Here is a 26,210-nt window from a genome sequence, read left to right as displayed (position 1 = left end):
AAGACCACGAGTCAGAGACCCGCAAAAGCTTGAGGCCATTGCCAGGCGAAGGCTGCCGGCCAAAACCGGTCTCGGTCATCGTGCTCTAGGTTTTCCCAAATCGACTGTCAGCCGACTTTTGTATGACTCGGAAGATGCAAGGCTCCCAGGTGGACGAGGTCTGAGGCTAAGTGCAGGTGAGCTAACCTGGTTTAGAGGAGGCAGATTTTGAGCATTCGTCAAAATCTAAAATCACATAAGCGACTGATCTGTAAGGACAATGTGGGATCTTAGTAGTGGTTCACCTAGGAAAACAGGTCATCTCTACTATTTCGCCAAGGTCGTCGAAGCCGGCGGGTTCGCGGCCGCCGGGCGGATGTTGGGTATTCCAAAGTCCCGCCTGTCGCGACGTATCGCCGAACTGGAGGAACGCCTGAATGCCCGACTGCTGCAGCGAACCACCCGACAATTGAAACTGACCGCCGTCGGTGAACGTTACCTGCGCCACTGCCAGGCGATGTTGCTGGAGGCGGAAATGGCCGACGAAGCAGTCGCCAGCATGTCCAGTGAGCCCCGTGGGCGACTGCGGGTGTCATGCCCGGTGGGGCTGGCCCATGGGTTGCTGGCATCGGTCATCAGCTCCTTTCTGGAGAAATTCCCGCAAGTGCAACTTGAAGTGCTGCTGCTCAATCGCCGCGTCGACCTGGTGACCGAAGGGGTCGACGTCGCCTTGCGAGTGCGCGAACTCGGTGATGAAGACCCGCTGCTGGTCACCCGGCGCCTGCGCCAGGCGCAGACCGTGATGCTGGCCAGCCCGGCGTTCCTGCGCGAACGGGAAATCAACAGCCCCGAAGACCTGAAAAATGTCCCGGTGCTGGGGGCCCTGGAGGCGGATCGCATGGTGCATTTGCGCATGCTCGATGAGCACGGAACAGCCTCTGATCTGACCCTTGAAGCACGCTTGGGAATTGATGATTTCACCGTGCGCAAAGCCTGCGCCCTGGCCGGTCTGGGCTTCACTATCCTGCCAATGATGTATTGCGAGGAGGAGCTGGAAAACGGCCAACTAGTCCAGCTATTGCCCCAGTGGTCGCTGCCTGGCGGCTGGCTGCAAGCGGTCTACCCTCATCGGCGCGGGGTGCTGCCGGCGGTGCGTGCCTGGATTGATCATTTGGCTGAATCATTCAAAAGTTGCGGAGATCGACTGCTATGAAAGCCAGGCCCATGACTGAAGAAGACGTGGCGAACTTCTGCCTGGCGCTGCCCGGTGCCAGGGAAGACTACAAATGGGGCGGTGTGCGAGTGTTCTCGATTGCCGGGAACAAGATGTTTGCCCTGCAGAACCTGCGTGGCGAGTCGTTGGCATTCAAGGTCGACAAGGATCTGTTTCTCGGCCATGTCGACCGCCCGGGCATCCACCCCGCGCCTTATCTCGCCAGGGCCCAGTGGATCATCATGGAAACGCCCTACCCGCTGGCCGCCGAAGAGCTGCAAGGCTTGCTGCAACGCTCTCATCAATTGGTGGTCAGCAAATTGCCCAAGCGGGTGCAGGTCGGGTTGCTGCTCTAGAACAACGAAAACAGCGTGGCGCCAAGGAACAACTGATCGATCCAGAACACCTGGTGCAACAGGACGATCGCCCAGAACAGCAGTTGGTAGGACAGCTTGCGGGTCTTGTGTCGAAACAGCTGCTGGGCCAGCAAGGCGCCCGGCCAGCCGCCGGCCAGTTCCACGGCATGCAGCACGTTTTCCGGCGTGCGCCAACTGTCGGCACGGGCCTTGCGCTTGTCATGCCAATACAGGAAGAACGCCAGCAGGCTGACAATCCCGTAGGCAGCCAGGGGAATACTGGAAATCCCCCGCAGCCACAACATCGCCGAGCCGAATCCTGGCACGGCGCACAACGCCAGAAAAACCAGGCCTTTGAATCGCGGATGTTGAATGGCAGCCCCGGGCTGTTGCCCGGAGTTGCCGCGCGGTCGAGGCTCGATCAAGGTTTGGCCGCCGCCCAGTCGACCCAGCCGAACTGCCAGGTCGCCAGAATCAGCAGACCAAAAGCGATTCGATACCAGGCGAATACCGCATAGCTGTGGCTGGCGATGAACCGCAGCAGCCCCCGGACCGATAACATCGCGAAGATGAACGCAGTGACGAAGCCAATGGCGAAGACCGGAAAGTCCTCCGGTTTGAACAGGTCGCGGTATTTATAGCCGGAGTACACCGCGGCACCGACCATGGTCGGCATCGCCAGGAAAAACGAAAACTCCGTAGCGGTTTTACGCGAAAGGCCAAACAGCAAGCCGCCAATGATGGTTGAACCGGAGCGCGAAGTGCCGGGAATCATCGCCAGGCACTGGGCGAAGCCGACTTTCAGTGCATCTTTCCAGGTCATTTCGTCGACGCTGTGGGCATGCACTTCGTGTTGGCGACGCTCGGCCCAGAGCATGACGATCCCACCTACCACCAGCGCGCTCGCTACGGTAATCGGGTTGAACAGGTACTCATGAATCAAGTCGGCGAAGATCACCCCCAACACCACGGCCGGCAAGAACGCGATCAGCAGATTGACGGTGAAGCGCTGGGCATTGGGTTGTGTCGGCAAGCCGACGACCACATCGAAGATTTTCCGGCGAAATTCCCAGACCACCGCCAGAATCGCCCCGAGCTGGATAATGATGTTGAAGGCCATGGCCCGCTCGCCATCAAAATGCAGCAAATCCGCGACGATGATCTGGTGTCCGGTACTGGAAATCGGCAGAAACTCGGTCAGCCCCTCTACAACCCCTAAAATAAATGCCTGAAAGGCCGTCCAAAGATCCATCAATCCCCCATGAAGCGATGCCTCCAGGCATGCCTCGTTAATATTTTTCCGTAGCCTTGACTGCGGTAGCGTAGTTGAGTTTCAGCGCGCTCGGAATCGACAGAAAACCGTAAAAATCCCGTGAAAAATCAAGCCAGGCTCAGGTTTTCCCGCGCGCGGTCGAAATCCTATCAGACATCCCCGATTTACGCTGTCGCGTTAGTAGACTTGGGTCGGATTGGCTCACCGCACAAAGCGTGTTTCGATGCTGGCAGATAGTTAATTAGAAGAAAAAAATCTGGAGTAACGGGTTATGAATAGCTTGCGCAGTTTGTCGATCAGCCGTCGGTTGTGGCTCATCCTGATAGTGGCTGTGCTTATGCTGACGACCTTGGGTCTATTGATGCTCAAGCAAATACACGATGACCTCTATCAAGCCAAGGCCGAGAAAACCCAGCATGTGGTGCAGACCGCCAATGGCGTGCTGGAGTATTACCACAGCCTCGAAACCGCTGGCACCTTGAGCCGTGACGCCGCCCAGAAACAAGCATTGAGTGTGGTCCGCGGCCTGCGTTATGACCAGAAAGAGTACTTCTGGGTCAACGATCTGAAGCCCGTGATGCTCATGCACCCGAGTAACCCGAAACTCGAAGGTCAGGACCTCTCCGCCATCAAGGATCCCGATGGTTTTGCGCTGTTCAACGAGATGGTGGCCATCGCCAAGTCCAAGGGCGCCGGGGCCATTGACTACCGTTGGCCAAAACCGGGTGCCACGGCCCCGGTGCAAAAAACCTCCTATGTGAAACTGTTCGAGCCCTGGGGCTGGGTCATCGGTTCCGGCGTTTACATCGATGACATGCAGGCCGAGTTCTACGGTCAGGTCTGGGAAGCCTCCTTCATCGGGCTGGTTATTGCGCTGATCATGGCGCTGCTGGTGACCTTGATCGCCCGCAGTATCGTGCGGCCGCTGCAAGAAGCGGTGCAGGCCATGGCCAATATCGCCAGCGGTGAAAGCGACCTGACCCGCAGCCTCGATACCCACGGGCAGGACGAAGTGACCCAATTGGCCCATCACTTCAACGGCTTCACCGCCAAGTTGCGCCAGGTCATCTGCCAGTTGCAGGTTTGCGCCAGTGCCCTGGGCCAGTCCTCGGCCGATCTGGGCAACAACGCAGCGCAGGCTCAAGAGCGCAGCCAGCAACAATCCCAGCAAATGGAACTGGTGGCCACGGCCATCAACGAAGTGACCTACGGGGTGCAGGACGTGGCGAAAAACGCCGAGCATGCGGCCAGCGAAATGCGCGACGCCGAATCCCAGGCTCGACAAGGCCAGGTGAATATCGATGGCAGTCTGCAGCAGATCGATCAGCTGTCGAGCACCATTGATCAAGCTGTCGAGGTGATCCGCACGCTGGCGGCGGAAAGCAACCAGATCGGCAGCGTTCTGGAGGTGATCCGCTCGATCGCCGAGCAAACCAACCTGCTGGCGCTCAACGCCGCGATTGAAGCCGCGCGCGCCGGTGAACAAGGTCGCGGGTTTGCGGTGGTCGCCGATGAAGTCCGCTTGCTGGCCCAGCGCACGCAGAAATCCACGGCCGAGATCCAGTCGATGATCGAGCGCCTGCAGACCCACTCCGAGGCAGCGGTCAAAGTTATCAGCGACAGCAGTCGTGCCTCGCAATTGACTATCGAACAGGCCGGTCTGGCCGGGGCCAGCCTGAGTGCCATCGGCCAGGCATTGCGCAATCTGAACGGGCTGAATGCCTCGATCGCCAGCGCGACGCTGCAGCAGGCCCACGTGGTAGAGGACATCAACCAGAACGTCACCCAAGCTGCGGGCCTGTCCCAGAGCACCGCCCTCGCCGCCGAGCAATCCAGCGTCGCCAGCGTGCATCTGAAACAACTCAGTGAGCAGTTGAACGGCCTGCTCAAGCAGTTCCGGGTGTAAACCGCAAAGCACGCGTTATCGTTAACGTTCATCGCGAGCATATTCGTAGCCCACAGGTGCATGTTCCTTCCTCGCCGACAGCTGACTTCCAGCGATGTCAGTATGGAAGAGAAAGGAACGGACTACCTATATCGCGAGCAGGCTCGCTCCTACACCCTCCAATCAGCAGCGGACCTTACGCACCGGCGCCGATGTGCGTTGACGGGTTTCCCACGCCTGGGCCAGACCGACCAGCGCATCGGATGCCGGCAGCATGGTGCGGCCGCGCACCAGATCGGCCGCGCGCTCGGCGAGCATGATGGTCGGGGCGTTGAGATTGCCGTTCGGCTCGCTGGGAAACACTGACGAGTCGATTACCCGCAAGCCATCGATACCCCGCACGCGCAATTGCGAGTCAACCACCGCCATGTCGTCCTCGCCCATGCGGCAGGAACCACAGGGATGGTAGGTGCTCTCGAGATTTTCCCGCACGAAGGCATCAATCTCTGCGTCAGTATTGACCAGCGGTCCGGGCGCAATCTCTGCGTCACGGAAGCGATCCATCGCCGGCTGGCCGATGATTTCCCGAGTCAGGCGCACGCAGCGGCGGAATCCCTCGCGGTCCTCTTCCCGTTGCAGGTAGTTGAAGAGAATTTCCGGATGCTCGTAAGGATCCGCCGAGCGAATCCGCACATGACCTCGGCTCTTGGGTTTGTTCGGCCCGGTCAGCACCATGAAGCCGTGGCCCTTGATCGGCTTATTACCGTCGTAGCGCATGGCAGCGGGCAGGAAGTGAAACTGGATGTCGGGCCAGCGCAGCCCCTGTTCGGAGCGAATGAAGCCACCCGCCTCGAAGTGATTGGTCGCACCGAGGCCGTCCTTGCGCAGCAACCAGCGCAGACCGATCAACAGTTTGCTCAACGGGTCCATTTTGCTGTTGAGCGTCACCGGCTCCTTGCAGCCGAACTGGATGTAGATTTCCGCGTGATCCTGCAGGTTTTCCCCGACGCCGGGCAGATGATGCTTGACCTCCACGCCGGCTTTGCGGAGTACCTCGGATGGCCCGATACCGGAGCGTTGCAGCAAGTGCGGGGCACCAATGGGACCTGCACAGATCAGCAGTTCTTTGTTGCAGTGGACAGTATGGGTCTGGCCTTCGCAATCGTAGGTGATCCCCACCGCGCGCTTGCCGTCGAGGATGATCTGCCGGCTCATGGCCTTGGTCACCACGGTCAGATTCGGCCGATTCATGGCCGGTCGCAGATAGGCGTTGGCGGTGGAACAGCGCACGCCGTTTTTCACCGTCATATGCATCGCACCGAAGCCTTCCTGCATAAAGCCATTGCAGTCGTCGGTCTTGATGTAACCCGCCTCCGCTCCGGCATCGACCCAGGCCCCGTACAGCGGGTTTTTCATGTGGTTGCCGTTGCTGGTGTGCAAGGGCCCGGAGCCGCCGCGGTATTCATCCCCGCCCGCTTCGCAACTTTCGGCGCGTTTGAAATACGGCAGGCAATTACGGTAGCCCCACCCTACTGCGCCAAGGGACTCCCACTCGTCAAAGTCCAGGGCATGGCCACGGATGTACACCAGCCCGTTGATTGACGAGGAGCCACCCAGCACCTTGCCTCGCGGGCAGTGGATTCGACGTCCGTTGAGGTAAGGCTCCGGCTCGGTCTCGTAGCGCCAGTTGTACTTGGTGGTGTTCATCGGGATCGAAAAGGCACTGGGCATCTGGATCACCACGCTGCGATCGCTGCCACCGTATTCCAGGACCAGCACGCGGGTGTCGGGATCTTCCGTCAGCCGATTGGCCAGCACGCACCCGGCAGATCCGGCGCCGATGATGATGTAGTCGAATGATTGGGTGTTCATGGTCATCTCCCGAAAGTCTTTTCGCTGAGCAGCGGTGCCGGACGCGAAGATTTCTTGTCGCCGGTGGTGTAATGCGGGCAGGTCTTCTCGATATCCTGGATCACTGTTTCTTCGCGTTTGAGGTCAAGGGAGCGGCTGAGCCAGTAGTACGCCAGTCCCGAGACGATCAGCCCGACCAGCCAGGCAATGTCGATACTGCCCAGGGCCCTGGCGAGCGGGCCGACGTAGACCTCGCGCTGCTCTACCCCGTCGTAGATGTAGAAGAACGGGATCATCGCGACGAAGCCGATAGCATAGGAAGCAATGCCCCGCAGGCCCCAACTGCCATAGATGTTGTCGTGGGGCATGAAGAAGTGCGGAATGGCGTAGCGCCCCTTGCGCACGAAGAAGTAGTCGGTCAGGTTGACCGAGGTCCAGGGCACCAGGAAATACAGCATGATCACCAGGTAGATCCCCAGCACCGACAGGCCTTTGCCGGAACCCTGGATGCTCAGCGCCACGCCCAGTTGCAGCAGGATGACAAAGCCGATCGCGATGATGCGCGCCTTGCGGGTGGGCTTGATGTGCGTGATCGAGTCGACGCAGGTCAACGTGGTCAGCTTCGCGCTATAGATATTCATCGCGATCACCGGCAGGAACGCCAGAATGGTCACGACCACCACTACGGTGCCCATCAGCGGCGACCAGGCGTTGCCCACCTGCCCCAACGCCACCAGGACGTCGGTCGAATTCAAGTGATCGGCCAGCCAGCCGCCCAGCGAGATCATCCAGGCCCCGGACAGTGACGCACCGAGGAACACCACCGCGATCAGTCTGCCGCTCGGGGTGTTCTTCGGCAGGTAGCGCGAATAGTCGGAAACATAGGGCGCATAGGCGATGTTGTAGCTTGCCGCCGCGGCAAACTGCGCAATGAAGCCGGTCCAGTTGAAGCCTAAAGGCTCTGCAGCGACCTCCCCGGCCGCGAGTACCGGCAACGGCGCATCGGGCACCCAGTGCATCAGCACCGCCAGCGTCACCAGACCGTAGAGTGGCAGCGACAACCACAGCGCCCACTTGAAGCTGCGGTGCATCCAGTCGTGACCGAGGATTGCCAGTACCGTCGCCGGCACCGTCACGGCCACCGCGACCGCCACCGGATTGAAACCGAACAGCGTCTGCAGCCCCTGCATCATCAACACCAGGTTGACGATGTTGAAACCGGCGAAGACAAACAGCGTCGCCAGCAGCACCAGGATGACTCCGCGATAACCGAACTGCGCCCGCGACTGGATCATCTGCGGCAGCCCCAGGTGCGGGCCCTGCGAGCCATGGAAGGCCATGAACAGCGTGCCGAACATGATGCCCAGCGTGCCGCCCAGGGTGGTCCACAAGGCGCTCAAGCCGACACTCGGGCCGACGAAGCCGATGGTCATGGTAAAGAAGGTAAAGTTACCAAGGAACCAGAACGGCCCCTGGCTCGACAGTTTGTCGGTGCGTTCGTTTTCCGGAATGAAATCGATCGAATGCCCTTCGACGGCTAACTTGTCGTCGCGAGGCGTTGCGGTGATGGCGGCATCAGGATGGGTGTGCATGACGTACTCTCATTATTAGTGAAGATCATGACGAGATAACTGCAATCTTTCGGGTGACCGGCGCCCCAAGGTCTGTTGACGTTTGGTAGCGAACCGCGTCCTTGCCGTTCCCGCCTTAAAGGCGCGTCATGCGTCAGGCGTGAACAAGCGTGAACCGATGATCAGGGCAGGGTTATCCAGACCGCCTTGGTCTCCAGCAAGTAATCGAGTTGCTCAGCCCCCAGGTCCTTGCCGAACCCGGACTGTTTGTAACCACCGAACGGCATCGACGGGTCGATGGTGCTGTGGGCATTGACGTACACCGTGCCGGCCCGCAGCCGTGGGATCAGGCTGTGCACGCGCCCCAGGTCATTGGAATACAGCGCGGCAGCCAGCCCGTAGGGCGAGTCGTTGGCCAGTTCCAGGGCCTCCTCCACATCGTCGAAAGGTGCGGTGACCAGTACCGGACCAAAAATCTCCTCCTGGACGATCTGCATGTCATTGCGGCAATGGGCGAAGATGGTCGGTTCGACGAAATAGCCTGGCCCCTCGACCGGCTGGCCGCCATAGACCAGTTCGGCACCTTCGCGCTTGCCGAGGGCGATGTAGTCCGTCACCCGCTGCTTCTGCAACGCCGACACCAGCGGGCTGATGAAACAGTCGGGATCCAGTCCGGGTGCCATCTTCAACGTCCGGGTGTAGGCAATCAGCTCGCGCAGGAACTCGTCGTAAATGCTCCGATGAACATAGGCGCGGGTGCCGGCGTCGCAGACCTGACCGGAGTTGAAGAACACCCCGTTGGCGATCGCCTGGGCCGCGGCCGGCACATCCGCATCGGCAAGTACGATTACTGGAGATTTTCCTCCGAGTTCGAGGGTTAGTCGCTTCATTTCATCCACCGCCGCCCGCCCGACAGTGCGACCGACCGGGGTCGATCCGGTGAAGGTCAGCTTGTCGATGCCACGGTGAGTCGCCATCGCCGCACCGACCACGCTGCCGCGCCCGGTGACGATATTGATCACCCCGTCCGGGATGCCCGCTTCCTGCACCAGCTCGGCGAAACGCAAGGCCGACAGCGAAGTCAGCTCGGCGGGTTTGACCACCACCGTACAGCCGGTGGCCAGGGCGGCACCGAGTTTCCAGGCCATGGTTTGCAGCGGGAAATTCCACGGCACGATGGCTCCGACCACGCCTACCGGCTCCTTGCGGGTATAGGCCAGGTAGTTGCCCGGCAAGGATGGCTCGACGGTGCGCCCGTGCAGCTTGGTCGCCCAACCGGCGAAGTAACGCAGGGTGTCGACCGTACCCTGGATATCGACATCCCGCGCCTGGGCGGCTGACTTGCCCATGTCGATCGATTCGATTTCGGCCAGTTCGACGGCATTGATTTCGATCAGATCGGCCAGCCGCTGCATCATCCGCTCGCGCTCCAGCGGTTTGGCCTGGCGCCAGGCGCCGCCGTCAAACTGGGCGCGGGCGGCTTGCACGGCGCGGTCCAGATCGTCGGTGGTGCCCATGGGAATGTGGGTGAGCACGCCTTCGGTCGACGGCTCGATGACCTCCGAGGTCTGTCCGTCACTGGCCGCGACCCAGGCACCACCGATGAACATCTTCTGGACCTTGCCGAGGAAGGTCTGGGTGGCTTCGGATACACCGAATTTCTGCAAGTATTGCTTGACGATCGTGTCCATTATTATTCTCTCTGGCCGGCGCTTTCGTTCACGCCGGGCCACTGAAGTGGTTCAAGGATCGCCCTCGGGCCGCACGAGCCCGGGGGTGTTTCGTCAGTCACATGGCTCGTGCCTTGGCCCGTTCGTGGTAGATGAAGCCGATGCTGTTGAGCAGCAGTTGCGCGGCGAGGATCGAAGTGACCCCGGCCGGGTCATAGACCGGCGCGACCTCCACCAGATCCATGCCGATGATCTTGCCTTGGCTGCGCTTGGCCAGGGCCTGGATGATTTCCAGCACTTCGTAATAGAGGAAGCCGCCATGGCTGGGCGTACCGGTGCCCGGGGCAATGGACGGGTCGAAGCCGTCGATGTCGATGGTGATGTAGTAGTTGATGCCTTGTGGAATCAGCTCCAGCACGCCCTCGGTACCGAGCCGGCGAACATCACGCACCGACAGGATCTTCGAACCGGCGGCATGGGCGGCTTCGTAGTCATCGCGATTGGACGACGAGACGTTGCGGATACCCATCTGGGTCATGCCGACGATATGGTCCATTTCCGAAGCGCGCCGCAGCGGGTTGCCATGCCCGTAACGCACGCCATGGCGTTCATCGACGAAATCCAGGTGAGCGTCGAAGTGCACGATATGAATCGGCCCCTGGCCTTCGAATGCCTTGATTACCGGAGCGTGGACCGAGTGGTCGCCGCCGAGCACCACCGGCATGGCGCCGGCCTGGAGAATCTTGCGCACGGCAAACTCGATGTTGTCGTTACTGGTCTGCATGTCGGTATGGACGATGTCGGCGTCACCGACATCCACCATGCGCACGTCGTCGCGGGTCAGGTAGAGCACGTCATCTTCATGGTCGTAGGCGCCGGCATGGCCGAACGAGAACAAGGTCGATGCTTCACGAATCCCGCGCGGCCCAAAGCGCGCGCCGGAACGCCATTGAGTCCCCATGTCGTTGGGGGCGCCGAGAATGGCCACGTCGGCATCCAGTGCGTCCCAATCGGTGCAGATTGGCGACTTGGCAAAGGTGCAGTGACCTACGAATGGAAGGTTCAAGCGGCCTGACTCATAACCGTGCTTAGACATGTCGATGCATCTCCGTTCTTGTTGTTCGGCGAGGGCGGAGCTGGTAAGTAACCGCCGTTGGAGTGACTATGAGCGCCGGATTTCGGAGAAAAAATGCTAAACATCCGATACTCACATCGGCATCGGCGATGCATCGACAGGCTGGAGGTTTGAGTTGAATCAGCTGCACGACGTGGACTTGAAATTGCTCAGGGTGTTTGCCGCTATCGTCAAATGCGGAGGCTTCTCCGCCGCTCAGGCGGCGTTGAATGTCGGCCAGTCGACCATCAGCGAACAGATGAGCCAGCTGGAAACCCGCCTCGGTGTGAAGCTCTGCCAGCGTGGGCGCAGCGGCTTTCGCCTGACCGAACAGGGGGTGGCGATTCACGAGGCTACCCAGCGTTTGTTAGCTGCCGTGGACGACTTCTGCCTGGATACCGATGTGCTCAAGCAGCACATCACGGGTCAGCTTCATCTGGGCATCATCGATTCGACCATCACCGACCCTGACTCGCCGCTGCCAAAGACCACCCAGCGCTTTGTTTCCAGAGGGCACGATGTCCACCTCAACGTGTATGTCGGCACCCCTGCGGAACTGGAGGAACGGGTACTCGACGGCCGCCTGCATCTGGCTATCGGACACTTTCCAATCCACGTACCCGGCCTCGAATACCTGGCGCTCTACCAGGAGGCCCTGGGTTTTTACTGCGGTCGGCGCCATCCGCTGTTTGGCTGCAAAGCCGAAGGCAAGGAGCTGCTCGAGGAGATCGGCGAGAGTCGGATCGTCGCTCGGGGTTTCATGCAGCAATACGACCTCGAACATCTCGGCGTCAGCAAAGCCGCGGCCACCGTTGACAACATCGAGGCACTGGCCATTCTGATCATCTCGGGTGCCTATCTGGGTTTTCTGCCCATGCATTTTGCCGCGCAATGGGTCAAGACCGGCGACATGCAGCAACTGGCGCCGCTGAGCCTGCAACTGATGTCGCCGTTCGATGTAATCACCCGCCGAGGCATCGCCCCGCCGCCGATTCTGCGGGTATTCCTGGAAGACCTGGCGAACACTGCACGCAATGAAGCACATGCCTGAATGGATGTGCCTGCGGCAGCTCCTACAAAGTTCTACGTTCGGTCGGGATGTACCCGGTTACAATCCGCCCCTTCTTCGACTTCCCCCAAGGAACCCCTATGTCCGGGCTTGAACTGTTTGCCGCTACCCTCGGCGTCATCGCCGTGTGGCTGACAGTCAAACAGAACCCCTGGTGCTGGCCGATCGGTCTGGTCATGGTGTCGCTCTACAGCTGGATCTTCTTTGAGGTAAAGCTGTATTCGGACATGCTCCTGCAAGTGATCTATGCCGCTTTACAGCTCTATGGCTGGTGGCAATGGACTCGTGCAGGCGAGGCCCATCATGGACGGCAAGTCAGTCAACTGGCCACTCAACCGATGCTGCTCGGCCTTGCCGCCGGCGCCATCGGCAGCCTGCTGTTGGGGGCCGCCATGGCCCACTGGACGGATGCCGCGCAACCCTGGCTGGATGCCGCACTGACCGGATTCAGCCTGGTGGCGCAATTGTGGATGGCGCAAAAACGCGTGCAATGCTGGCCGCTGTGGATCGTCCTGGACTGTATTTTCGTCGGCCTGTTCCTGTACAAGGGGATGTACCTGACTGCTGTCCTGTATGGCCTGTTCGCCCTGTTGGCCATTCAAGGCTGGCGCACATGGCGCAGCGATCCGCTGCTGTGCCCATGAAGGTGTTGGTGCTGGCAGGGCCGGAATCCAGCGGCAAAAGCTGGCTTTCGAGCGAGATTCACGCCAATTTTGGCGGCATTTTGGTCGGTGAGTACGTTCGGCATTTCATCGAAAGTGAAGCCCGCGAGACCCGCTACGATGACATTACATCCATAGCACATGGCCAGCTGACCTGGGAAGATGAAGCACGCGCCAAACAACCGTCACTGTTGATTCTCGATACGCACCTCTTAAGCAATATCCTTTGGAGTCGCACGTTGTTTGGCGCTTGCCCGACGTGGATCGAGCAAGCATTGCTGGCACGGCACTACGACCTGCATTTGCTGCTGAGCCCTGAAACCGTGGCCTGGCATGACGACGGGCAGCGTTGCCAACCGCAACTGGCAGAACGCCAGGCGTTTTTCCAGGCCAGCCGCCAATGGCTTGACCTGCACCGCCAGCCTTGCCAGGTACTGCAAGGTGATTGGAAACAGCGCAAGGACGCGGCATTCGAGGCTGTGACGCGCTTGCTCAAGGCCTGACAGGGGTACCCCGCCCTGCCGCAAATGTCCATTCCTGAAACACGTACCCCTGCGCAAACCCTCGAGCTAAAGCGGCCCGAGCACTCCAGCAAGAAAGTGTTAAGCCACTGATACAACCTGCCTTCAGCGCCCTTAGCGAGCAATGCCGCCAGTATGGACGGCGCTTTTGCGTGGCTCTGTCTCAGTGGCGTTACAAAATTTTTTTGACCACCTCGACGATTAAAGCCAACCAACTGTTTTTAAAAGAAAAACAAAAACCGGCACACCTTCTGCTCTCTTCCTCGCAACGCTGATAAGGGAAAGCGTTCCACTTACAGAAGGAATTGCCGCCGTGGGGAAATTTGATAAAAGCATCTATAGCCTCCTGCTGATCGGATGCGCACTGGGCTCAAGTTTCTGCCTGCCTGTACAGGCTGACAACGGCGTCATTCTTATCAAACGTGATGTCCAACCGCGCAACGCAATGATTCCGCCGTTGATTCCCGACCCTGACCCCACGACCGTCAATGCCAACCCGTCCAAACATATCCTCAGGCAAACGAACGAGTTGAGCGACGGCGACTTTGCCAGCATCGCCAGTGGTGCAGGCAGCTCCCACCTGGTCACTCAAGGCACCAACAACCTGGGCGGCAATATCACCAACCAGACCCAGCTTTCCAACCTCCCCGCTGGACGTTCGGGAAATTCGGGCAACGGTATTGCCAACATGGTCAATTCAAACATCCAGCAAGGCCTGGGTGCTCTGAAAATCGTAACGGGAGACCGTTAAGATGAATCGTACGCTGCTGATTATCGCCATGTTTTGCAGTGCATCGACCTTTGCCCAATCTCCCGTCATCAATAACGCCGAAATCGACGGTTCGGGCATGCAGTACCAGGGCAACCTCTCGGTCAACCAGGCTGCGGGCGATCAGCAGCAACAGGCCAACGCCCGGGCCATCGCCATTGGCCATGGAGCCAGTGCTACCACACAGATTCGCCAACGGCTGCGTACGCAGGTCGACCCCAGGATCGATGCTCGATCCAGCATTCAAGGCGACTCCTTCAGCCACGGCAACGGCGTACTGGGCGTCAACCAGAGCGCGGGCGCCAGCAACCAGCAAGCCAATGCCCTGCGGATAAGCATCAGTACACAGCCGCAAAGTATCGACGACAGCGTCCTCAGGCAACAGAACGTGGCGCTGATCACTAACTCCGATCCAACTGACTCTGCACCAGGTTATCGCCAGGTCGCTACCAGCGATCAGGCCTTCACCGGTAGCCGTGGGGTGATCCAGTTGAATCAGAGCGCCGGGGTGGGAAACCGAACGGCCAACACCCTGAGCGTCCGGGTCGTGGATTGACCCAAACAGGTAGAAACAACACTTAACCTAAAATAAAGTACGGAGAATCACCATGAAACCTTCGATGGCAATCAAGCCTCTGGTTTTCGCAATTGCTGCGGTCATGGCTGTTGCTGTACAGGCTGGGCAGACCGATCGGCGTGACAATGGCCACCACAATGGCCATCATAACGGCAACCAACAAACCCCTCCTCCAACAAGGATCCCTGTCAACGCGACTGCCAATGCGTCGGATAGGCAGAGCAGTTCCGACAACCGCATCCGCAACGAAGGGACTGAGAACGAAGCCGAGATGAACAGCTCTGCCGAAGGCTCGAGCGGCAACGTCGGCGTCAACGTGGCTGCAGGCAACGGCAACCAACAAGACAACGCGGCCGCCATCGCAAACGCTGGCTCCGAATCCAGTCTCGATAACAGCTTCGTGTTCGGCAATGCCACTGCCACCGCTAGAGTCACGCAAACCAGCGACAATAACAGGGTCACCAACTACTCCAGCACAGCCTCTGCCGTGATGAGCGCATCGGCCAATGGCGGCAACGGCAATATGGGTATCAACATTGCTGGCGGCGACCTTAACCAACAGAAAAACACCATGGCAATTGCCAACTCCAATGCCCCGCTCGGTAGCGCAACAGCCACAGCCTCTGCCAATCAAACCGGTCCTGGCCTGGTAGTGAATAACAACGCCGATCGGACGTACCGCGTGGATACGCTGACAGTTACCAACACGGCCAGCGGTAGTTTCTCTCGCGATAAATCATCCGAGGCTAGCGGCAGTAAAAGCGCTTCTTCGAGCTGGGACGCGGCCGGTTCCAAGAGCTTTAATGCCAGCGGTTCCAAAAGCGTTGATATAAGCGGTTCTAGCGCCAGTAATGCGAGCGGTTCCAACAGCAGTACTGCGAGCGGTTCCAACAGCAGCAATGCGAGCGGTTCCAACAGCAGTAGTGCCAGCGGTTCTTCGAGTGCTTCTTTGAATGCTTCGTTGAGCGCTACTTTGGACGCTGCTGCGGCGGCTGCCAGTTCCGTTACCTTCAATAATGGCTTTGGCGATCGCACCCGCAGCAGGTCTTCCGACGCATCGCTTAACGCATCGCTTGACGCAACGCTTGACGCATCGATAGACAGATCGTTCGACAGATCGCGCGACTCCTCGTTCGACAGATCGCGCGACTCCTCGTACGACAAATCTCGCGATTCCTCGTACGACAAATCGCGCGATTCCTCGTTCGAAAAATCGTTCGATAAATCGTACGAGAAATCGACCGCCTCCTCGTACGAAAAATCGGGTAATAAATCGTCCGAATCTGCGTACGACAAAGCGAAAAGCTACAGTGAAAGCAGCTCATATGATTTGAGCAACACCTACTCCTATCAAGTGCTGACTCCAACTGGCTGGGCAAACCCTGTGACCAACACTGCAACCCTGAGCGGTTCGGTGAATGGCGGCAGTGGCAACCTGGGCGTCAACGTGGCTGCCGGTGTGGGTAACCAACAAAGCAACTCGCTGGCCATTGCCAACCAATCGTTCTAATTGCTGTCTCTGGAGGCCCCCTTATGGGGGCCTTTTTCAACACAACCAGAAGGCGTCCCACCATGCGCATTATCGCCTTGGCATTTTTGCTTTGCGTGGCCAGTGTAATCGAGGCTGCACAAATGCCGCTTTCCGTCCTGCCGGGCGGCGCGGTGGTGTATAAGCCGATCCAGAGCATACGCGAGCGCAAATTTGCCGACCTGGTGCAACAGAAAACCGACTTCAGTTGCGGCGCAGCTGCGCTGGCGACCATATTGCGCCAGGCCTATTGGCTGGACGTGAACGAAGAACAAATCATCGAAGGCATGCTGTCACACTCCGATCAAGATCTTGTCCGCGTCCAGGGCTTCTCCATGCTCGACATGAAGCGTTACGTGGAAAGTATCGGCATGCGGGCCCGTGGCTACCGGGTAGCGCAGGAAACGTTGAGCGATATCAGAATTCCGGTTGTGGTACTCCTGGATATCCGTGGCTACAAACATTTTGTGGTCATGCAAAGAGTCCATAAGGGCTGGGTATATATCGGAGATCCGGTACTCGGTCATAAACGTTACAAAGTCGACGACTTTGTCAAAGGCTGGAACGGCATCGTCTTTGCCGTCATCGGCCAGGGCTACGACAAAACCAATGCGTTGCTCGACCCACCCATGCCACTGACCGCCAAGAACCGCATCAACGCCTTCACCCCGGTGCAAGACGCAGAGTTGATGGATTTCGGATTCATCCAAAGCGACTTCTTCTAATGACAAGGAGCACGACGCTCCGGGAGCATCCAATGAAGACTCCAATCTGGCTGGCCGTGGTTTGCCTGGCCGCCAGCCTGCCGACCCAGGCACAGACGTTCAAACCCATTGAACTGAAGGATCAGGAATTGGCGAACCTGCGAGGCCGCTATGTCATGCCGGGACGGATCATCAGTTTCGGCATTGTCATGACCAGCGCTTGGCAAAATGCCAACGGTGACGTGATCGGGGCAACTTCCTCGATGCAAATTCAACAATCGACCATCAAGCCACAGTTCTATGTGTCGATGATCGACGAAAAAGGTAATGGCCCAGCGCGTTCGCAAGGCACCGGTACCGTCACTGGCGGCAGCGGCCTCAACAGCACCGAAGGCGTCACTCAAGTCGTGCGTGCTGCCGGCGACAATAACACCGCCTACAACAACGTTGATATCAACGTCACCAAGGCTAGCCAAGCGCCAGCAACGCAACAGCAGGGCCAGGCATTGGCCGCAGGCTCGACGTTGGTCGGTGCCAATGGCGCGGGCTCGCTGAGCGTTTCCTCGACCGGTACTGGTGTGCAACTCAACATCGCGGCCAACAACAACCAGGGCAGTACCGTACAACGCCTGGCCCAGGGTGGGCTGATGCAGAACACGACTTTGCTCGGCGGTGGCAACCAGGTCAGGAACCTCACGTCCCTCAATGTCGTGCTGCGTGACAACGTGCCGACAGCCGGGTCGCTGAACGGCAATCTGGACCAGCTCAAAGGTCTTCGCACTCTCGGATTCTGATCTACGCTCAGTCTCATCAGATGTAGTCAGAAGGGACGGCTAACCCATGCACCGATCGTTAACGTTCAGAGCTATTGTTTGTTTGAGTAGCCTGGCCCCGGCCACACTGCTATGCGCAGCACCGGACCCCCAGGTCGAAGCACTAAAACAAGAACTCATGGAGTTGAAACAGCGTTACGAAGCACAACAGAACGCGCTGATGGTACTCGAGCAACGCGTGCGCCAAGTCGAAGAAGCACCTGCGACACCTGCTCCCAAACGCCTGACCAAATCCCCCGCTGAAACGACCAGGGGTGGCCAGACGGTGGCCGCAGGTGCGCCGGGAACCGCAGGCAGTTCATACGGCCAATCGCTGAAGGATGATTCGGAGCCTGCGCAAAGCGTTTCCAACCTGTATGACGAAGCCAGCGGCTTCTTCGGTGGCGGCAAGTTCAGCGTCGAAACCGGCCTGACCTACACGCACTACGATACCCGTGCGCTGACGCTCAATGGCTTTCTGGCACTGGACTCGATTTTCCTCGGCAGCATCAACCTCGACCGCATCAAGGCCGACAACTGGACACTGGACCTGACCGCCCGCTACAACACGGGACAACGCTGGCAGTTCGACATTAACGTCCCCGTGGTTTATCGCGAATCAACATATTCCTCCGGTGGCGCCGGTGGCGCAGGCCCGGTGACGTCGGACGCAACCGTTACCCGCGACCCGACCATCGGCGATGTGAACTTTGGCGTTGCTTACAAGTTTCTGGATGAGTCGGCCAATCTGCCCGACGCGGTCGTTACACTGCGCGTCAAGGCGCCGACCGGTGATGACCCTTACGGCATCAAGCTGGTCAATGACCCGAACAACGATAACCTCTCGGTACCCGATGACTTGCCTACCGGCAATGGTGTCTGGTCGATCACCCCGGGTATCTCGCTGGTCAAGACCTTCGACCCGGCCGTGCTGTTCGGCAGCCTGGCCTACACCTACAACATGCAAGACTCTTTCAGCGACATCAGCCCTCAGGTCAACTCCAAGGTGCCCGGGGACGTGAAACTGGGCGATTCCTGGCAGGTCGGCGCCGGCATTGCATTCGCCTTGAACGAGAAGATGAGTATGTCGTTCTCGTTCACCGATCAGTTTGCCCGCAAGAGCAAGATCAAGCCGGACGGTGGCGATTGGCAATCGATTTCCAACAGCGATTACAACTCGGCCAACTTCAACATCGGCATGACCCTGGCAGCAACCGATAACCTGACGATCGTTCCCAACCTGTCCATCGGACTGACCGACGACTCGCCAGACTTTTCCTTCAGCCTGAAATTCCCGTACTACTTCTAATCCACAACAACAAAGTTGTAGATTAAAAGATCGCTGCCTGCGGCAGCGCCTACATTGGAATGCGTTCACCCTGTAGGAGCTGCCGAAGGCTGCGATCTTTTGATCTTTAGATTTTTTGATCTTGCGTCTAACGTATCTGATGCTTGTGCAACAAACGGTAGAAGGTAGGCCTGGATATCCCCAGCACCTTGGCGGCGATGCTCAAATTATCGCTGTGGCGGTTAAGTACATCGCACAAGGCCTGGCGCTCTGCCCGGCGCTTGTAGTCTTCCAGCGTGCCCATCGGCGCGGCCATGGCCTGGTGACTGAGCAAACCCAGGTCCCTTGCCTCGATCTGCCGCCCTTCGGCCAGCACCAACCCGCGGCGAACCCGATTGGCCAGTTCGCGCACATTGCCCGGCCAGTCATGTTTGCCCATGGCCACCAGTGCGTCCTCACTGAAACTGCGCGGACGCCGACCGGTTTCCTGGCTGTAGAAGTGGGAAAAATGGTTGGCCAGCATCGACAAGTCACCATGGCGCTCGCGCAATGGCGCGGTGACGACTTGTAATACGTTCAGACGGTAATACAAGTCCTCACGAAATCGCTTCTTCTCGATGGCCGCTTCCAGATCGACGTGGGTCGCCGCCAATACCCGTACATCGACTGGAATCGGCTGGCTGCCACCGACCCGTTCGATGTGTTTTTCCTGCAGGAACCGCAACAGATTGGCTTGCAGCTCCAATGGCAGGTCACCGATCTCGTCGAGGAACAGCGTGCCACCGTGAGCCGCTTCGATACGTCCGACCTTGCGCTGGTGAGCACCAGTGAAGGCGCCCTTTTCATGACCAAAGAGTTCGGACTGAATCAGGTGTTCGGGGATCGCACCGCAGTTGATCGCCACGAACGGCTTGCTGTGGCGTTGCGATTGTCGGTGCAGGGTTCTTGCCACCAGCTCTTTGCCGGTGCCGCTCTCGCCGCGAATCAACACCGGCGATTCGGTAGGTGCCAGTTTGCTCAAGAGCTTGCGCAATTCGCGAATCGGTCGGCTGTCGCCGAGCAACTCATGTTCCGGCTGGTCGACGTGTATCGAGCCTTGCCCGCGCAACCGCGCCATGCCGAAGGCCCGCCCCAGGGTCACCTGGACCCGGGAGACATCGAACGGCAAGGTGTGAAAATCAAAAAACCATTCACAAACAAAATCGCCCACATTCTGTAATCGCAGAACGTCCTGGCTGAGCACAGCGATCCACTCCGTGCCGCTGTGGCTGATCAACTCCTTGACCGCCTCCGGTCGCTCCAGGTGAAACGGCTGCAGACGCAGCAGACCGACATCGCAAGGGTGTTCGGCGGCAGACTCCAGGGTACAGCTGTCGACGTCCCAGCCGACTGTGCGTAAACCGGGCAGTAATCGGTGACAATCGTCACAGGGATCGACCACTAGCAATCTTCGTAGGGCAGGCGCTTCGATCATGACTGTTCCTTGGCGCCAAATTTAAGAAATGTTATTAGAAACAGTCATTTGGCAGACCTGGATGTAACATTAGCAAGAACTTGACACTACCTTGTACCGATTGATTATAGGGCTAATACCTAATGGCCATGAATTCGTTATAAGAACCGGCTTGGTTAGTGGCCTAACGAATTAAAACCTTTCGTTCAGCTTTCGAAATGCTTGTTTTAGAGCCTCAAACGAAAGAAGTTGAGAAATCCTGTAATTGCATGTGACCTGTGTGACCAACGAGTCATCAATACAAGTAACCAGCCGGACGGTAGGAAGCCCACGGACGGCATATCATTTGTTTGGGCTTTTCGAGAGATAACGACATGAACGCCCCGCTCCGTTTCAACGAAGCACTTTTGATTGCCGGCCACGCCTTTGAACCTTTTCAATGCGTCGCCTGGGCCCCACAAGATGGTAACGGCGAGCTCAGCCTGACGGTCATCGACCGGACCTGCACGCCCATTATTGGTCACAAGCAAATTCCCAGCAGTGCCTATACCGATCCGGCGAAACTGGAAAATGTGCTGAACCGGGCTCGCGCCGAATTGAACAAGAAAGGTTATGAACTGCAATCCTGGGCAATGCCGCGATAAAGTGAAGGTTGCGGATCACCTGGGGTGATCCGCAAAACACTTTTAAAGGACACCGGGGCGACTACCGGCTCCCTACCCCGCTACTTGCGATGAGTACTCCAACCGTCTGAAAAAAATCACCCAATCAGCTGGTACTTGCGCCTCTACCTTACGGAAGGTGCCGCCATCGGCTTTTCTGGGTTGCACCCCGGCAAGCATCCTGATGATTTTATTATTACGGTAAGCCACCGCAAGATCCCCGACCAACGAATAGTCTTTTGCCGGATACATTCCAAGTAAGCGTTCTATCCAGCCGTTCGACAAAACAAGATGGTCTTTGCCATACAGTGTCGTCGTCGTATACCGTGCTTGCCTTACCGCTATGCAGTAAATAGTCTCACTGCCTGGGAGCCTTGCCAGTAGAGCATTGGATGCCCCTGAACTGCTGGGACCTTCCAGACTTTGATGAACGAATCCCAGCTCCGTCAGCTTCTCTTGAACAACTGTACTTGCCCGGGCGTTTTTACCGTGTGTGGCCAGACCATTCCACTCTGCCCCGGTAAACCTCGCCGCTCTCCCTGCATCCAATCGGAAATCGATACCCTCAAGTTCTCCATAGGGAATCGGCTTGAGCTGTCTGATCGACATGTGTTCCGCCGTTACTGCTATAGGATCCAGATTTTCCAGAAGGTTGAGCGGTGTTACCTCGATCGCCGATACCCGGCTCCAGTTCCTTTGCGCCTGCCAGTAATTCGCCAGTTTGTTTCCGGTAATTTCGCCACTTGACGGGTCCTGACGGGCTACCAGCCAAGCCTCGATGGCTTTGCTGGTACCCTCTGTCAGCGTCGGGACAGCTCTGTGGATCACGCTATGAAGATGCTTGCCCTGCTCTAGCAAAGGATCGAGCGGAAACCATTTTTTCCCCATGCTGGAAAAATACGCCGGCAGAGGCTGCTCGGACACTGGGCCGTCGACCCAACGGTGTAAATCGAGAATATCCCATGCTGATAATGTTCCCGGAGATTTCACAAAAACGAGTGAAGGATCAGAGGTCAGCAGCACTTCATAATAAAACTGGCCTATCTTTATCGCCTGAAACTGACGAAACCGGCTTACAACCGTGTAAGTTTCAATCAGGCCGGGGTTTTGGATGAGCTGGTCGAACCCCTTGAGTATCCAGTTTTCCTGAAGAGGCTCGACACGTAATTGCTGTTCAAAAATAGCGTCGACCAAGGCCTGACCCAGTGGCTTTGACACGGGATTCCCACCTTCGGTCGTCCTGACAACCGGCCTTTGGGTGGCGGGCTTGCTTCCTCCACTCGGCCCTGGCTGCGGCGAACCCGGGCGCTTGCGTGGCCTGCCTCTGCCACCGCCTCCGGCAAGGCCATAAGCAGATTGAAACTGCCACTCTGCGAACTCATCCAGCCTGACCGCTCGCTCAATCTGACGCTTCGCGGTTTTCTTCAGAACCAGAACGCCCGCACCTCGGTAAACCTCGTGAGTATGGCCGTTCCTGGGAATCAGCTGCACACCATTCTTCATATAGCTACCTTGGTCGACGGGCCCGGTGAGAGCTACAGCGCCGTCCAGGGAAATCCCGGATTCATAGCCATCAAAGGAGGTCATGACATAGTTCTTCTTGCCGCCGGTTGCCTGACGCAATGCGGCTCGACCATTGGCCTTGAGAAGTTGTTGTCGCTTGAGGCTGCTCAACGAGATCTTTAATGCGCCACCTTTGGCTACCCCCCATGAAACCGGTATGAGACTGATCAGAATTTCAAGGGATGACAGCACCACGACTTCGACATTCTCCAGGATTTGCTCCCGGCTACCGCCTCGATACAGATGACCGATCGCTTGAAACAACTCATAGAAACTCACGCCTATCTGCACCACCGGTACCAGCGAAAGCCCCATCCGGATGTAGCCCCAGTTTCGGGCGGAGTCTTCCTGCTTGCGGAGGGTGTCGAGATCCGCCTTGGAGCGCCCGAGTAGACTCGCCCGGTCCAGCAGCCGATAAACATAGGAATGGGCCAGCATCAGCGCCAGTTCACACAGATCAAGTTCGGCGGAGGTCAGCCAACGCCGTGGATAGCGACTTACTGTGATGTCGATCACCTTTTTCAGCGCATTGAAGTCGATATCGGGATCGACTTTTTTCGCCCAGGGTTCGAACCTGACAGGGTCGCGGATCAGCGTCATCAGATAGTTTTCGGCAGCTTGCAGACTGTCGTGCTCGATCAGGCACCGGCCGTTGTCGAATGTACTGATATAGAGCAAGGTCTTGTCGGTTGTCTTGTCATGAATCAGCACAATGGCGTTCAGATAAGTCTGATGAATCCAGGCTCCGACGTACGCCAGTACCGGGGCTCGCAACTCAAGATCAAAGCCGTTCTTCTGCAGGTCGCGAGCATCTCGGGCAGCCAGGGCCGTCTCGAACAAAGCAATGGCTACAGGTGACAGCCCGTTCAGACGAGCCAGCATCAGCTCCAGTTCTGCCCGCTGCCGATAAGGACGAGTAATAAGCTGCGCCGCGAGCGATTCTGTCTGGGTAATGGCCGGTCCAGGCTTGCCGTAGCAGGTCTGGAAAATCAGTTTCTCGTACTGCCCAAGAATGTCCAGTGCACTGATGGTTGTCACCAGGTAAAGTCCGTTCAGCTGCGCTTCCCACCGCTTGTCGAGCACCCGCACCTGACCAAAGCGCAACGAGCCGAGCGATTTCCGATCGATGTTCTCCAGGGCCAATTGCAACAGGCTGTAGTCCTGCCGTGTTTTGCTGACGAGGATGTCTTCGCGCAGCCCCAGATATAACAGGATCTTGTCGGTGAACCTGCCGGAGATCAGCGTTGCCGAGGCATGGTCGGGGATATCGAGCAGTGGCGCTTCAATGTCCAGATCCGCAAGGCCATCCTTTTCCAGCTGCTCCTTGAGCCTGTCTCGGGCGAAATCCAGCAATGCCGGCAAGGTTTGCAGTTTCGCCGCCAGGATGTTGCTGCTCTGGGCGTAGCGCGCCAGCAACGCCACATATTCCTCGCGAACCCTGGGCGCCACTTTCAACAACCACTCATGCTCTTTTTCAATCACCGACAGGCTCAGGCGCGCCATGGCGATATTGTCGAATGCCTGATCCCTGGCCACATGCTCGGGCACCCGCAGGTTGCGCTCCAACGCTTGACCGAGTTCTGCAAGGGTAAGTGGATCACCTGCCACCTCGAGCAGACTCCGCCGGTAACTGGCCAACTGGCGGCGCACGCTGTGTTCCATTGCCGGTCCCTTGATTGCCGTTAACGACAAGGGGGCCGGCGTGGAAACCGGCAGAATTTTCAGCAGATCGTTGACGGCCTGCTGATCGCCAACACTGATGTAACTCCAGAGGTACGCGCCGTACTGCCCCCGCAGAGCGCGGCCCAGGCGAAGCTTCAACGCCGCCAATGAGCGAAATTTCTCCAGGCCTCCATTCGCTCCCGGCAGGTAGAGCAAGGACGAATGGGCTGCATCGGGATTGCGCATGGCGCTCCAGGTGGTCACCACCAGCGCGCCGGCCAACTCGTACCCTGGATCATCCGGGCCGATCGAGATACTCAAGACTTGGGTTTCACTCTGCTCCGGATCAAGCTCGACACTGGCTTGCAGCACCATATCCAGCCGCGCCACATCGACTTCGTCCAACTGGCCTTCCAATAACTGGAAATCTGCCTCCTCATATAATGCTTCTGTTCTGCACCAGGCTATTTCCTCCTGGCGTTCGCGCCCTGTGTGTTCATGCCTCTGCGTCCAGAACTCCAAGGTGGTCAGGTTTTCGCCCAACCCCGCCAGGACCTGTTGCGCATTCAAGTGGTGGGCTTGCAGCGCTGCCTGGCGTTCGAGATATTGGCTGTATCCCGAAGTATCCTTTTCCGAGCCGTGTTCGTTAAGCAAGGCTAGCAAGTTACGTTCGTGTCGCTCGATTTTTTTCCTGCGCATGGCCACGGCCAGTTCGGCCGCGAGACTACCGAAAGACAAATCGTCGTCAGCTCGTTCGACACCGAGCGCAATCTGTTGGCCAACGGCAAAAGAGAGAGTCCGGGATACGGATGCCGTCGCAATGCGCGCACGGTAGCCTTCGAGGCGATCAGTGATCTGCAGGACACCCTGTTGACTGAGTGTCGGATCAGGATCCATGAATAGCGAGGGTAGATTGCTCTCCCGCGCGCTCTTGAACTCATTACGAGCTTGCGTATGGATACTTTGGATCACGCTGTGATGGAGGGCATGGCTGGTCACTGGACGGTAATCCAGTACAAATGGCAATAGCCGTTGTTCTCCAGAAAAGCCGGAAAGCAACTTCTGTCGCGACTCGAGCGGCAACATCTGCCAAAGCAGATGTCTTTGCGGGGAGCTCAACAAGGCCCTGACCCTGCCCTCAAGTGCGGTGCGGTTCAAGGTTTCGACAAAGGGTTGTTCCATACCGGGCATGAACAGTACTTGTCGCGCCGGCTGACTGATCAACAAGCATCCGCTGAACGGCACAGGTGTTTGATCCTGGCCCTTGAGACACAGCTCGAACACTTCAAGGTGCGCCAGTTCTGCACCGGCAGCGCTGCGCTTGTCGGGGGTCGGAGCATCGTATAGTGCCTGCACCAGGCTCAGTCCCTCAGCCGACAACTCGCCAATGCCGTGTGCGAGATTTGCCTGATCCCTGAACAGTTCAGCGCGCAGCTGACCCGCTAGCGCCCCACGGGATAACGCTGAATCTTCTGCCAGCCCTTTCCAATAAAGGTTCAAGGCCTTTTTAAGGGTACCAGCAAGGTCGATTGCAGCCACCTCAGTCAACAGCGCCTGTGCCGTGAGCCTGAATGCCTGATTGATCGCGGGTCCCGTTACCCGTGTTTCAAATCCGCTGGCGAGCGGACCTGCACGCAGGGAGTTCGCCGCTACCTGGGTCAATGTGTAGACCACAGGTCTGGCATCAGGCGTTTCTCTGAAGGTCAGCAGTAGCTGATCCGGATCAACGCCACAGGCCTCGACCAGTTGCCCTTGGATGACCGAGCGCAGTCCGGGCATCCGGGTGAAAAGTGTTCGCAAGGTACTGCTGGCCAGTCTTGCACTATTGACCGCAGCTTCCAGACGGTTCAATGCGACATCAGGTTGACTGGAGGCTTCGAGAAAGATCGCCAGATTGGCGGCTGTGCGGGAGCCCGGTATCGAGGCCGGTTGGCTGGTGGAGAGATCGAGTTGACCTGCCACAGGCGGGTCATTGGGGGGTAATAATTCGTTGTCCATCACATGCTGCCTTTCAATCCTGGAAAGAGA

Annotated in this window: 21 protein-coding genes and 1 pseudogene; 14 read left to right on the top strand and 8 right to left on the bottom strand. The window is 58.1% G+C overall.

All coding sequences use genetic code 11. The annotated features are described in order from the left end of the window. Window positions 1-259 precede the first annotated feature (259 nt). Window positions 260-1,192 carry a LysR substrate-binding domain-containing protein gene (locus tag ACA064_RS14170; RefSeq protein ID WP_497673910.1) on the top strand — a complete coding sequence of 311 codons (933 nt, stop codon included), beginning with the start codon at window positions 260-262 and terminating at the stop codon, window positions 1,190-1,192. After that, the gene (locus tag ACA064_RS14165; protein ID WP_150641776.1) at window positions 1,189-1,548 is read left to right on the top strand and encodes an MmcQ/YjbR family DNA-binding protein; all 360 of its coding nucleotides are present in this window, start codon (window positions 1,189-1,191) and stop codon (window positions 1,546-1,548) included. Before ACA064_RS14170 ends, ACA064_RS14165 begins: the two co-directional genes overlap by 4 nt. On the opposite strand, the gene ACA064_RS14160 is transcribed toward ACA064_RS14165, so the two are convergent. Further along, a complete protein-coding gene (locus ACA064_RS14160) occupies window positions 1,545-1,973 on the bottom strand; it encodes a DUF1294 domain-containing protein (protein WP_497673909.1) in 429 nt (142 codons plus the stop codon). The two genes, ACA064_RS14165 and ACA064_RS14160, sit on opposite strands and share 4 nt — an antisense overlap. Beyond that, window positions 1,970-2,800 carry an undecaprenyl-diphosphate phosphatase gene (locus ACA064_RS14155; RefSeq protein WP_497673908.1) on the bottom strand — a complete coding sequence of 277 codons (831 nt, stop codon included), beginning with the start codon at window positions 2,798-2,800 and terminating at the stop codon, window positions 1,970-1,972. The genes ACA064_RS14160 and ACA064_RS14155 overlap by 4 nt, the downstream gene beginning before the upstream one ends. A 292-nt stretch (window positions 2,801-3,092) precedes the next feature. Between ACA064_RS14155 and ACA064_RS14150 the strand changes: the two are divergent. Continuing rightward, window positions 3,093-3,872 (top strand): annotated as a pseudogene (locus tag ACA064_RS14150) (cache domain-containing protein); the annotation flags it as partial. Window positions 3,873-3,992: 120 nt separating this feature from the next. Then, window positions 3,993-4,727 (top strand): methyl-accepting chemotaxis protein, encoded by a 735-nt coding sequence (locus tag ACA064_RS14145; protein WP_497674242.1) that lies wholly within the window; start codon window positions 3,993-3,995, stop codon window positions 4,725-4,727. A 162-nt stretch (window positions 4,728-4,889) separates the two neighbouring features. Here ACA064_RS14145 and betA read toward each other — a convergent pair whose 3' ends face one another. The 4 genes from betA to speB form a co-directional block, all read right to left on the bottom strand. Next, window positions 4,890-6,578, bottom strand: coding sequence for a choline dehydrogenase (gene betA, locus ACA064_RS14140; RefSeq protein ID WP_497673907.1), 1,689 nt, complete (start codon window positions 6,576-6,578; stop codon window positions 4,890-4,892). Window positions 6,579-6,580: 2 nt separating this feature from the next. Continuing rightward, window positions 6,581-8,149 (bottom strand): purine-cytosine permease family protein, encoded by a 1,569-nt coding sequence (locus ACA064_RS14135; protein ID WP_497673906.1) that lies wholly within the window; start codon window positions 8,147-8,149, stop codon window positions 6,581-6,583. 161 nt (window positions 8,150-8,310) lie between these two features. Beyond that, complete coding sequence (locus tag ACA064_RS14130; RefSeq protein WP_497673905.1) at window positions 8,311-9,819, bottom strand: aldehyde dehydrogenase family protein; 1,509 nt, start codon at window positions 9,817-9,819, stop codon at window positions 8,311-8,313. 97 nt (window positions 9,820-9,916) lie between these two features. Continuing rightward, window positions 9,917-10,894, bottom strand: a complete 978-nt coding sequence (gene speB / locus ACA064_RS14125; protein ID WP_497673904.1) for an agmatinase — start codon at window positions 10,892-10,894, stop codon at window positions 9,917-9,919. A gap of 154 nt (window positions 10,895-11,048) precedes the next feature. On the opposite strand from speB, the gene ACA064_RS14120 reads away from it, so the two are divergent. The 9 genes from ACA064_RS14120 (at window position 11,049) to fapF (ending at window position 18,863) form a co-directional block, all read left to right on the top strand. Further along, complete coding sequence (locus ACA064_RS14120; RefSeq protein WP_497673903.1) at window positions 11,049-11,963, top strand: LysR family transcriptional regulator; 915 nt, start codon at window positions 11,049-11,051, stop codon at window positions 11,961-11,963. A gap of 98 nt (window positions 11,964-12,061) precedes the next feature. Next, window positions 12,062-12,625 (top strand): nicotinamide riboside transporter PnuC, encoded by a 564-nt coding sequence (gene pnuC / locus ACA064_RS14115; RefSeq protein WP_497673902.1) that lies wholly within the window; start codon window positions 12,062-12,064, stop codon window positions 12,623-12,625. Then, entirely contained in the window at window positions 12,622-13,146 is a 525-nt protein-coding gene (locus ACA064_RS14110; protein WP_497674241.1) for an AAA family ATPase, read from the top strand. The genes pnuC and ACA064_RS14110 overlap by 4 nt, the downstream gene beginning before the upstream one ends. A 331-nt stretch (window positions 13,147-13,477) precedes the next feature. Then, window positions 13,478-13,915 (top strand): functional amyloid chaperone FapA, encoded by a 438-nt coding sequence (fapA, locus tag ACA064_RS14105; protein ID WP_497673901.1) that lies wholly within the window; start codon window positions 13,478-13,480, stop codon window positions 13,913-13,915. A gap of 1 nt (window position 13,916) precedes the next feature. Continuing rightward, window positions 13,917-14,489 (top strand): fibril amyloid subunit FapB, encoded by a 573-nt coding sequence (gene fapB, locus ACA064_RS14100; RefSeq protein WP_497673900.1) that lies wholly within the window; start codon window positions 13,917-13,919, stop codon window positions 14,487-14,489. A gap of 52 nt (window positions 14,490-14,541) precedes the next feature. Continuing rightward, window positions 14,542-16,020 (top strand): amyloid-like fimbrin subunit FapC, encoded by a 1,479-nt coding sequence (fapC, locus tag ACA064_RS14095; RefSeq protein WP_497673899.1) that lies wholly within the window; start codon window positions 14,542-14,544, stop codon window positions 16,018-16,020. A gap of 62 nt (window positions 16,021-16,082) precedes the next feature. Continuing rightward, window positions 16,083-16,763, top strand: coding sequence for a fibril amyloid maturation endopeptidase FapD (gene fapD / locus ACA064_RS14090; protein ID WP_497673898.1), 681 nt, complete (start codon window positions 16,083-16,085; stop codon window positions 16,761-16,763). A gap of 32 nt (window positions 16,764-16,795) precedes the next feature. Continuing rightward, complete coding sequence (gene fapE, locus ACA064_RS14085; protein ID WP_497673897.1) at window positions 16,796-17,536, top strand: fibril amyloid subunit FapE; 741 nt, start codon at window positions 16,796-16,798, stop codon at window positions 17,534-17,536. A gap of 46 nt (window positions 17,537-17,582) precedes the next feature. Next, window positions 17,583-18,863, top strand: coding sequence for a fibril amyloid transporter FapF (gene fapF, locus ACA064_RS14080; protein WP_497673896.1), 1,281 nt, complete (start codon window positions 17,583-17,585; stop codon window positions 18,861-18,863). Between the two features lie 127 nt (window positions 18,864-18,990). Here fapF and ACA064_RS14075 read toward each other — a convergent pair whose 3' ends face one another. Continuing rightward, window positions 18,991-20,316 (bottom strand): sigma-54 dependent transcriptional regulator, encoded by a 1,326-nt coding sequence (locus ACA064_RS14075; protein WP_497673895.1) that lies wholly within the window; start codon window positions 20,314-20,316, stop codon window positions 18,991-18,993. Window positions 20,317-20,669: 353 nt separating this feature from the next. Between ACA064_RS14075 and ACA064_RS14070 the strand changes: the two genes are divergently transcribed. Continuing rightward, window positions 20,670-20,939, top strand: a complete 270-nt coding sequence (locus ACA064_RS14070) for a hypothetical protein (RefSeq protein WP_497673894.1) — start codon at window positions 20,670-20,672, stop codon at window positions 20,937-20,939. Window positions 20,940-21,011: 72 nt separating this feature from the next. Here the strand turns inward: ACA064_RS14070 and ACA064_RS14065 are convergent, their stop codons facing one another. Beyond that, window positions 21,012-26,180, bottom strand: coding sequence for a dermonecrotic toxin domain-containing protein (locus ACA064_RS14065; RefSeq protein WP_497673893.1), 5,169 nt, complete (start codon window positions 26,178-26,180; stop codon window positions 21,012-21,014). Window positions 26,181-26,210 lie beyond the last annotated feature (30 nt).

Source organism: Pseudomonas sp. LBUM1658 (genome assembly GCF_059716055.1).
The sequence above is the reverse complement of the archived record's forward strand: the minus strand, read 5'-3'. Positions and strand labels throughout refer to the sequence as shown.

Excerpts from the sequence above, each read along its gene's own strand:
- ACA064_RS14170 (WP_497673910.1), top strand. The coding sequence starts at position 260 with ATGTGGGATCTTAGTAGTGGTTCACCTAGGAAAACAGGTCATCTCTAC.
- ACA064_RS14165 (WP_150641776.1), top strand. The coding sequence starts at position 1,189 with ATGAAAGCCAGGCCCATGACTGAAGAAGACGTGGCGAACTTCTGCCTG.
- ACA064_RS14155 (WP_497673908.1), bottom strand. The coding sequence starts at position 2,800 with ATGGATCTTTGGACGGCCTTTCAGGCATTTATTTTAGGGGTTGTAGAG.
- ACA064_RS14145 (WP_497674242.1), top strand. The coding sequence starts at position 3,993 with ATGGAACTGGTGGCCACGGCCATCAACGAAGTGACCTACGGGGTGCAG.
- betA (WP_497673907.1), bottom strand. The coding sequence starts at position 6,578 with ATGAACACCCAATCATTCGACTACATCATCATCGGCGCCGGATCTGCC.
- ACA064_RS14135 (WP_497673906.1), bottom strand. The coding sequence starts at position 8,149 with ATGCACACCCATCCTGATGCCGCCATCACCGCAACGCCTCGCGACGAC.
- ACA064_RS14130 (WP_497673905.1), bottom strand. The coding sequence starts at position 9,819 with ATGGACACGATCGTCAAGCAATACTTGCAGAAATTCGGTGTATCCGAA.
- speB (WP_497673904.1), bottom strand. The coding sequence starts at position 10,894 with ATGTCTAAGCACGGTTATGAGTCAGGCCGCTTGAACCTTCCATTCGTA.
- pnuC (WP_497673902.1), top strand. The coding sequence starts at position 12,062 with ATGTCCGGGCTTGAACTGTTTGCCGCTACCCTCGGCGTCATCGCCGTG.
- ACA064_RS14110 (WP_497674241.1), top strand. The coding sequence starts at position 12,622 with ATGAAGGTGTTGGTGCTGGCAGGGCCGGAATCCAGCGGCAAAAGCTGG.
- fapB (WP_497673900.1), top strand. The coding sequence starts at position 13,917 with ATGAATCGTACGCTGCTGATTATCGCCATGTTTTGCAGTGCATCGACC.
- fapC (WP_497673899.1), top strand. The coding sequence starts at position 14,542 with ATGAAACCTTCGATGGCAATCAAGCCTCTGGTTTTCGCAATTGCTGCG.
- fapD (WP_497673898.1), top strand. The coding sequence starts at position 16,083 with ATGCGCATTATCGCCTTGGCATTTTTGCTTTGCGTGGCCAGTGTAATC.
- fapE (WP_497673897.1), top strand. The coding sequence starts at position 16,796 with ATGAAGACTCCAATCTGGCTGGCCGTGGTTTGCCTGGCCGCCAGCCTG.
- fapF (WP_497673896.1), top strand. The coding sequence starts at position 17,583 with ATGCACCGATCGTTAACGTTCAGAGCTATTGTTTGTTTGAGTAGCCTG.
- ACA064_RS14075 (WP_497673895.1), bottom strand. The coding sequence starts at position 20,316 with ATGATCGAAGCGCCTGCCCTACGAAGATTGCTAGTGGTCGATCCCTGT.
- ACA064_RS14070 (WP_497673894.1), top strand. The coding sequence starts at position 20,670 with ATGAACGCCCCGCTCCGTTTCAACGAAGCACTTTTGATTGCCGGCCAC.
- ACA064_RS14065 (WP_497673893.1), bottom strand. The coding sequence starts at position 26,180 with ATGGACAACGAATTATTACCCCCCAATGACCCGCCTGTGGCAGGTCAA.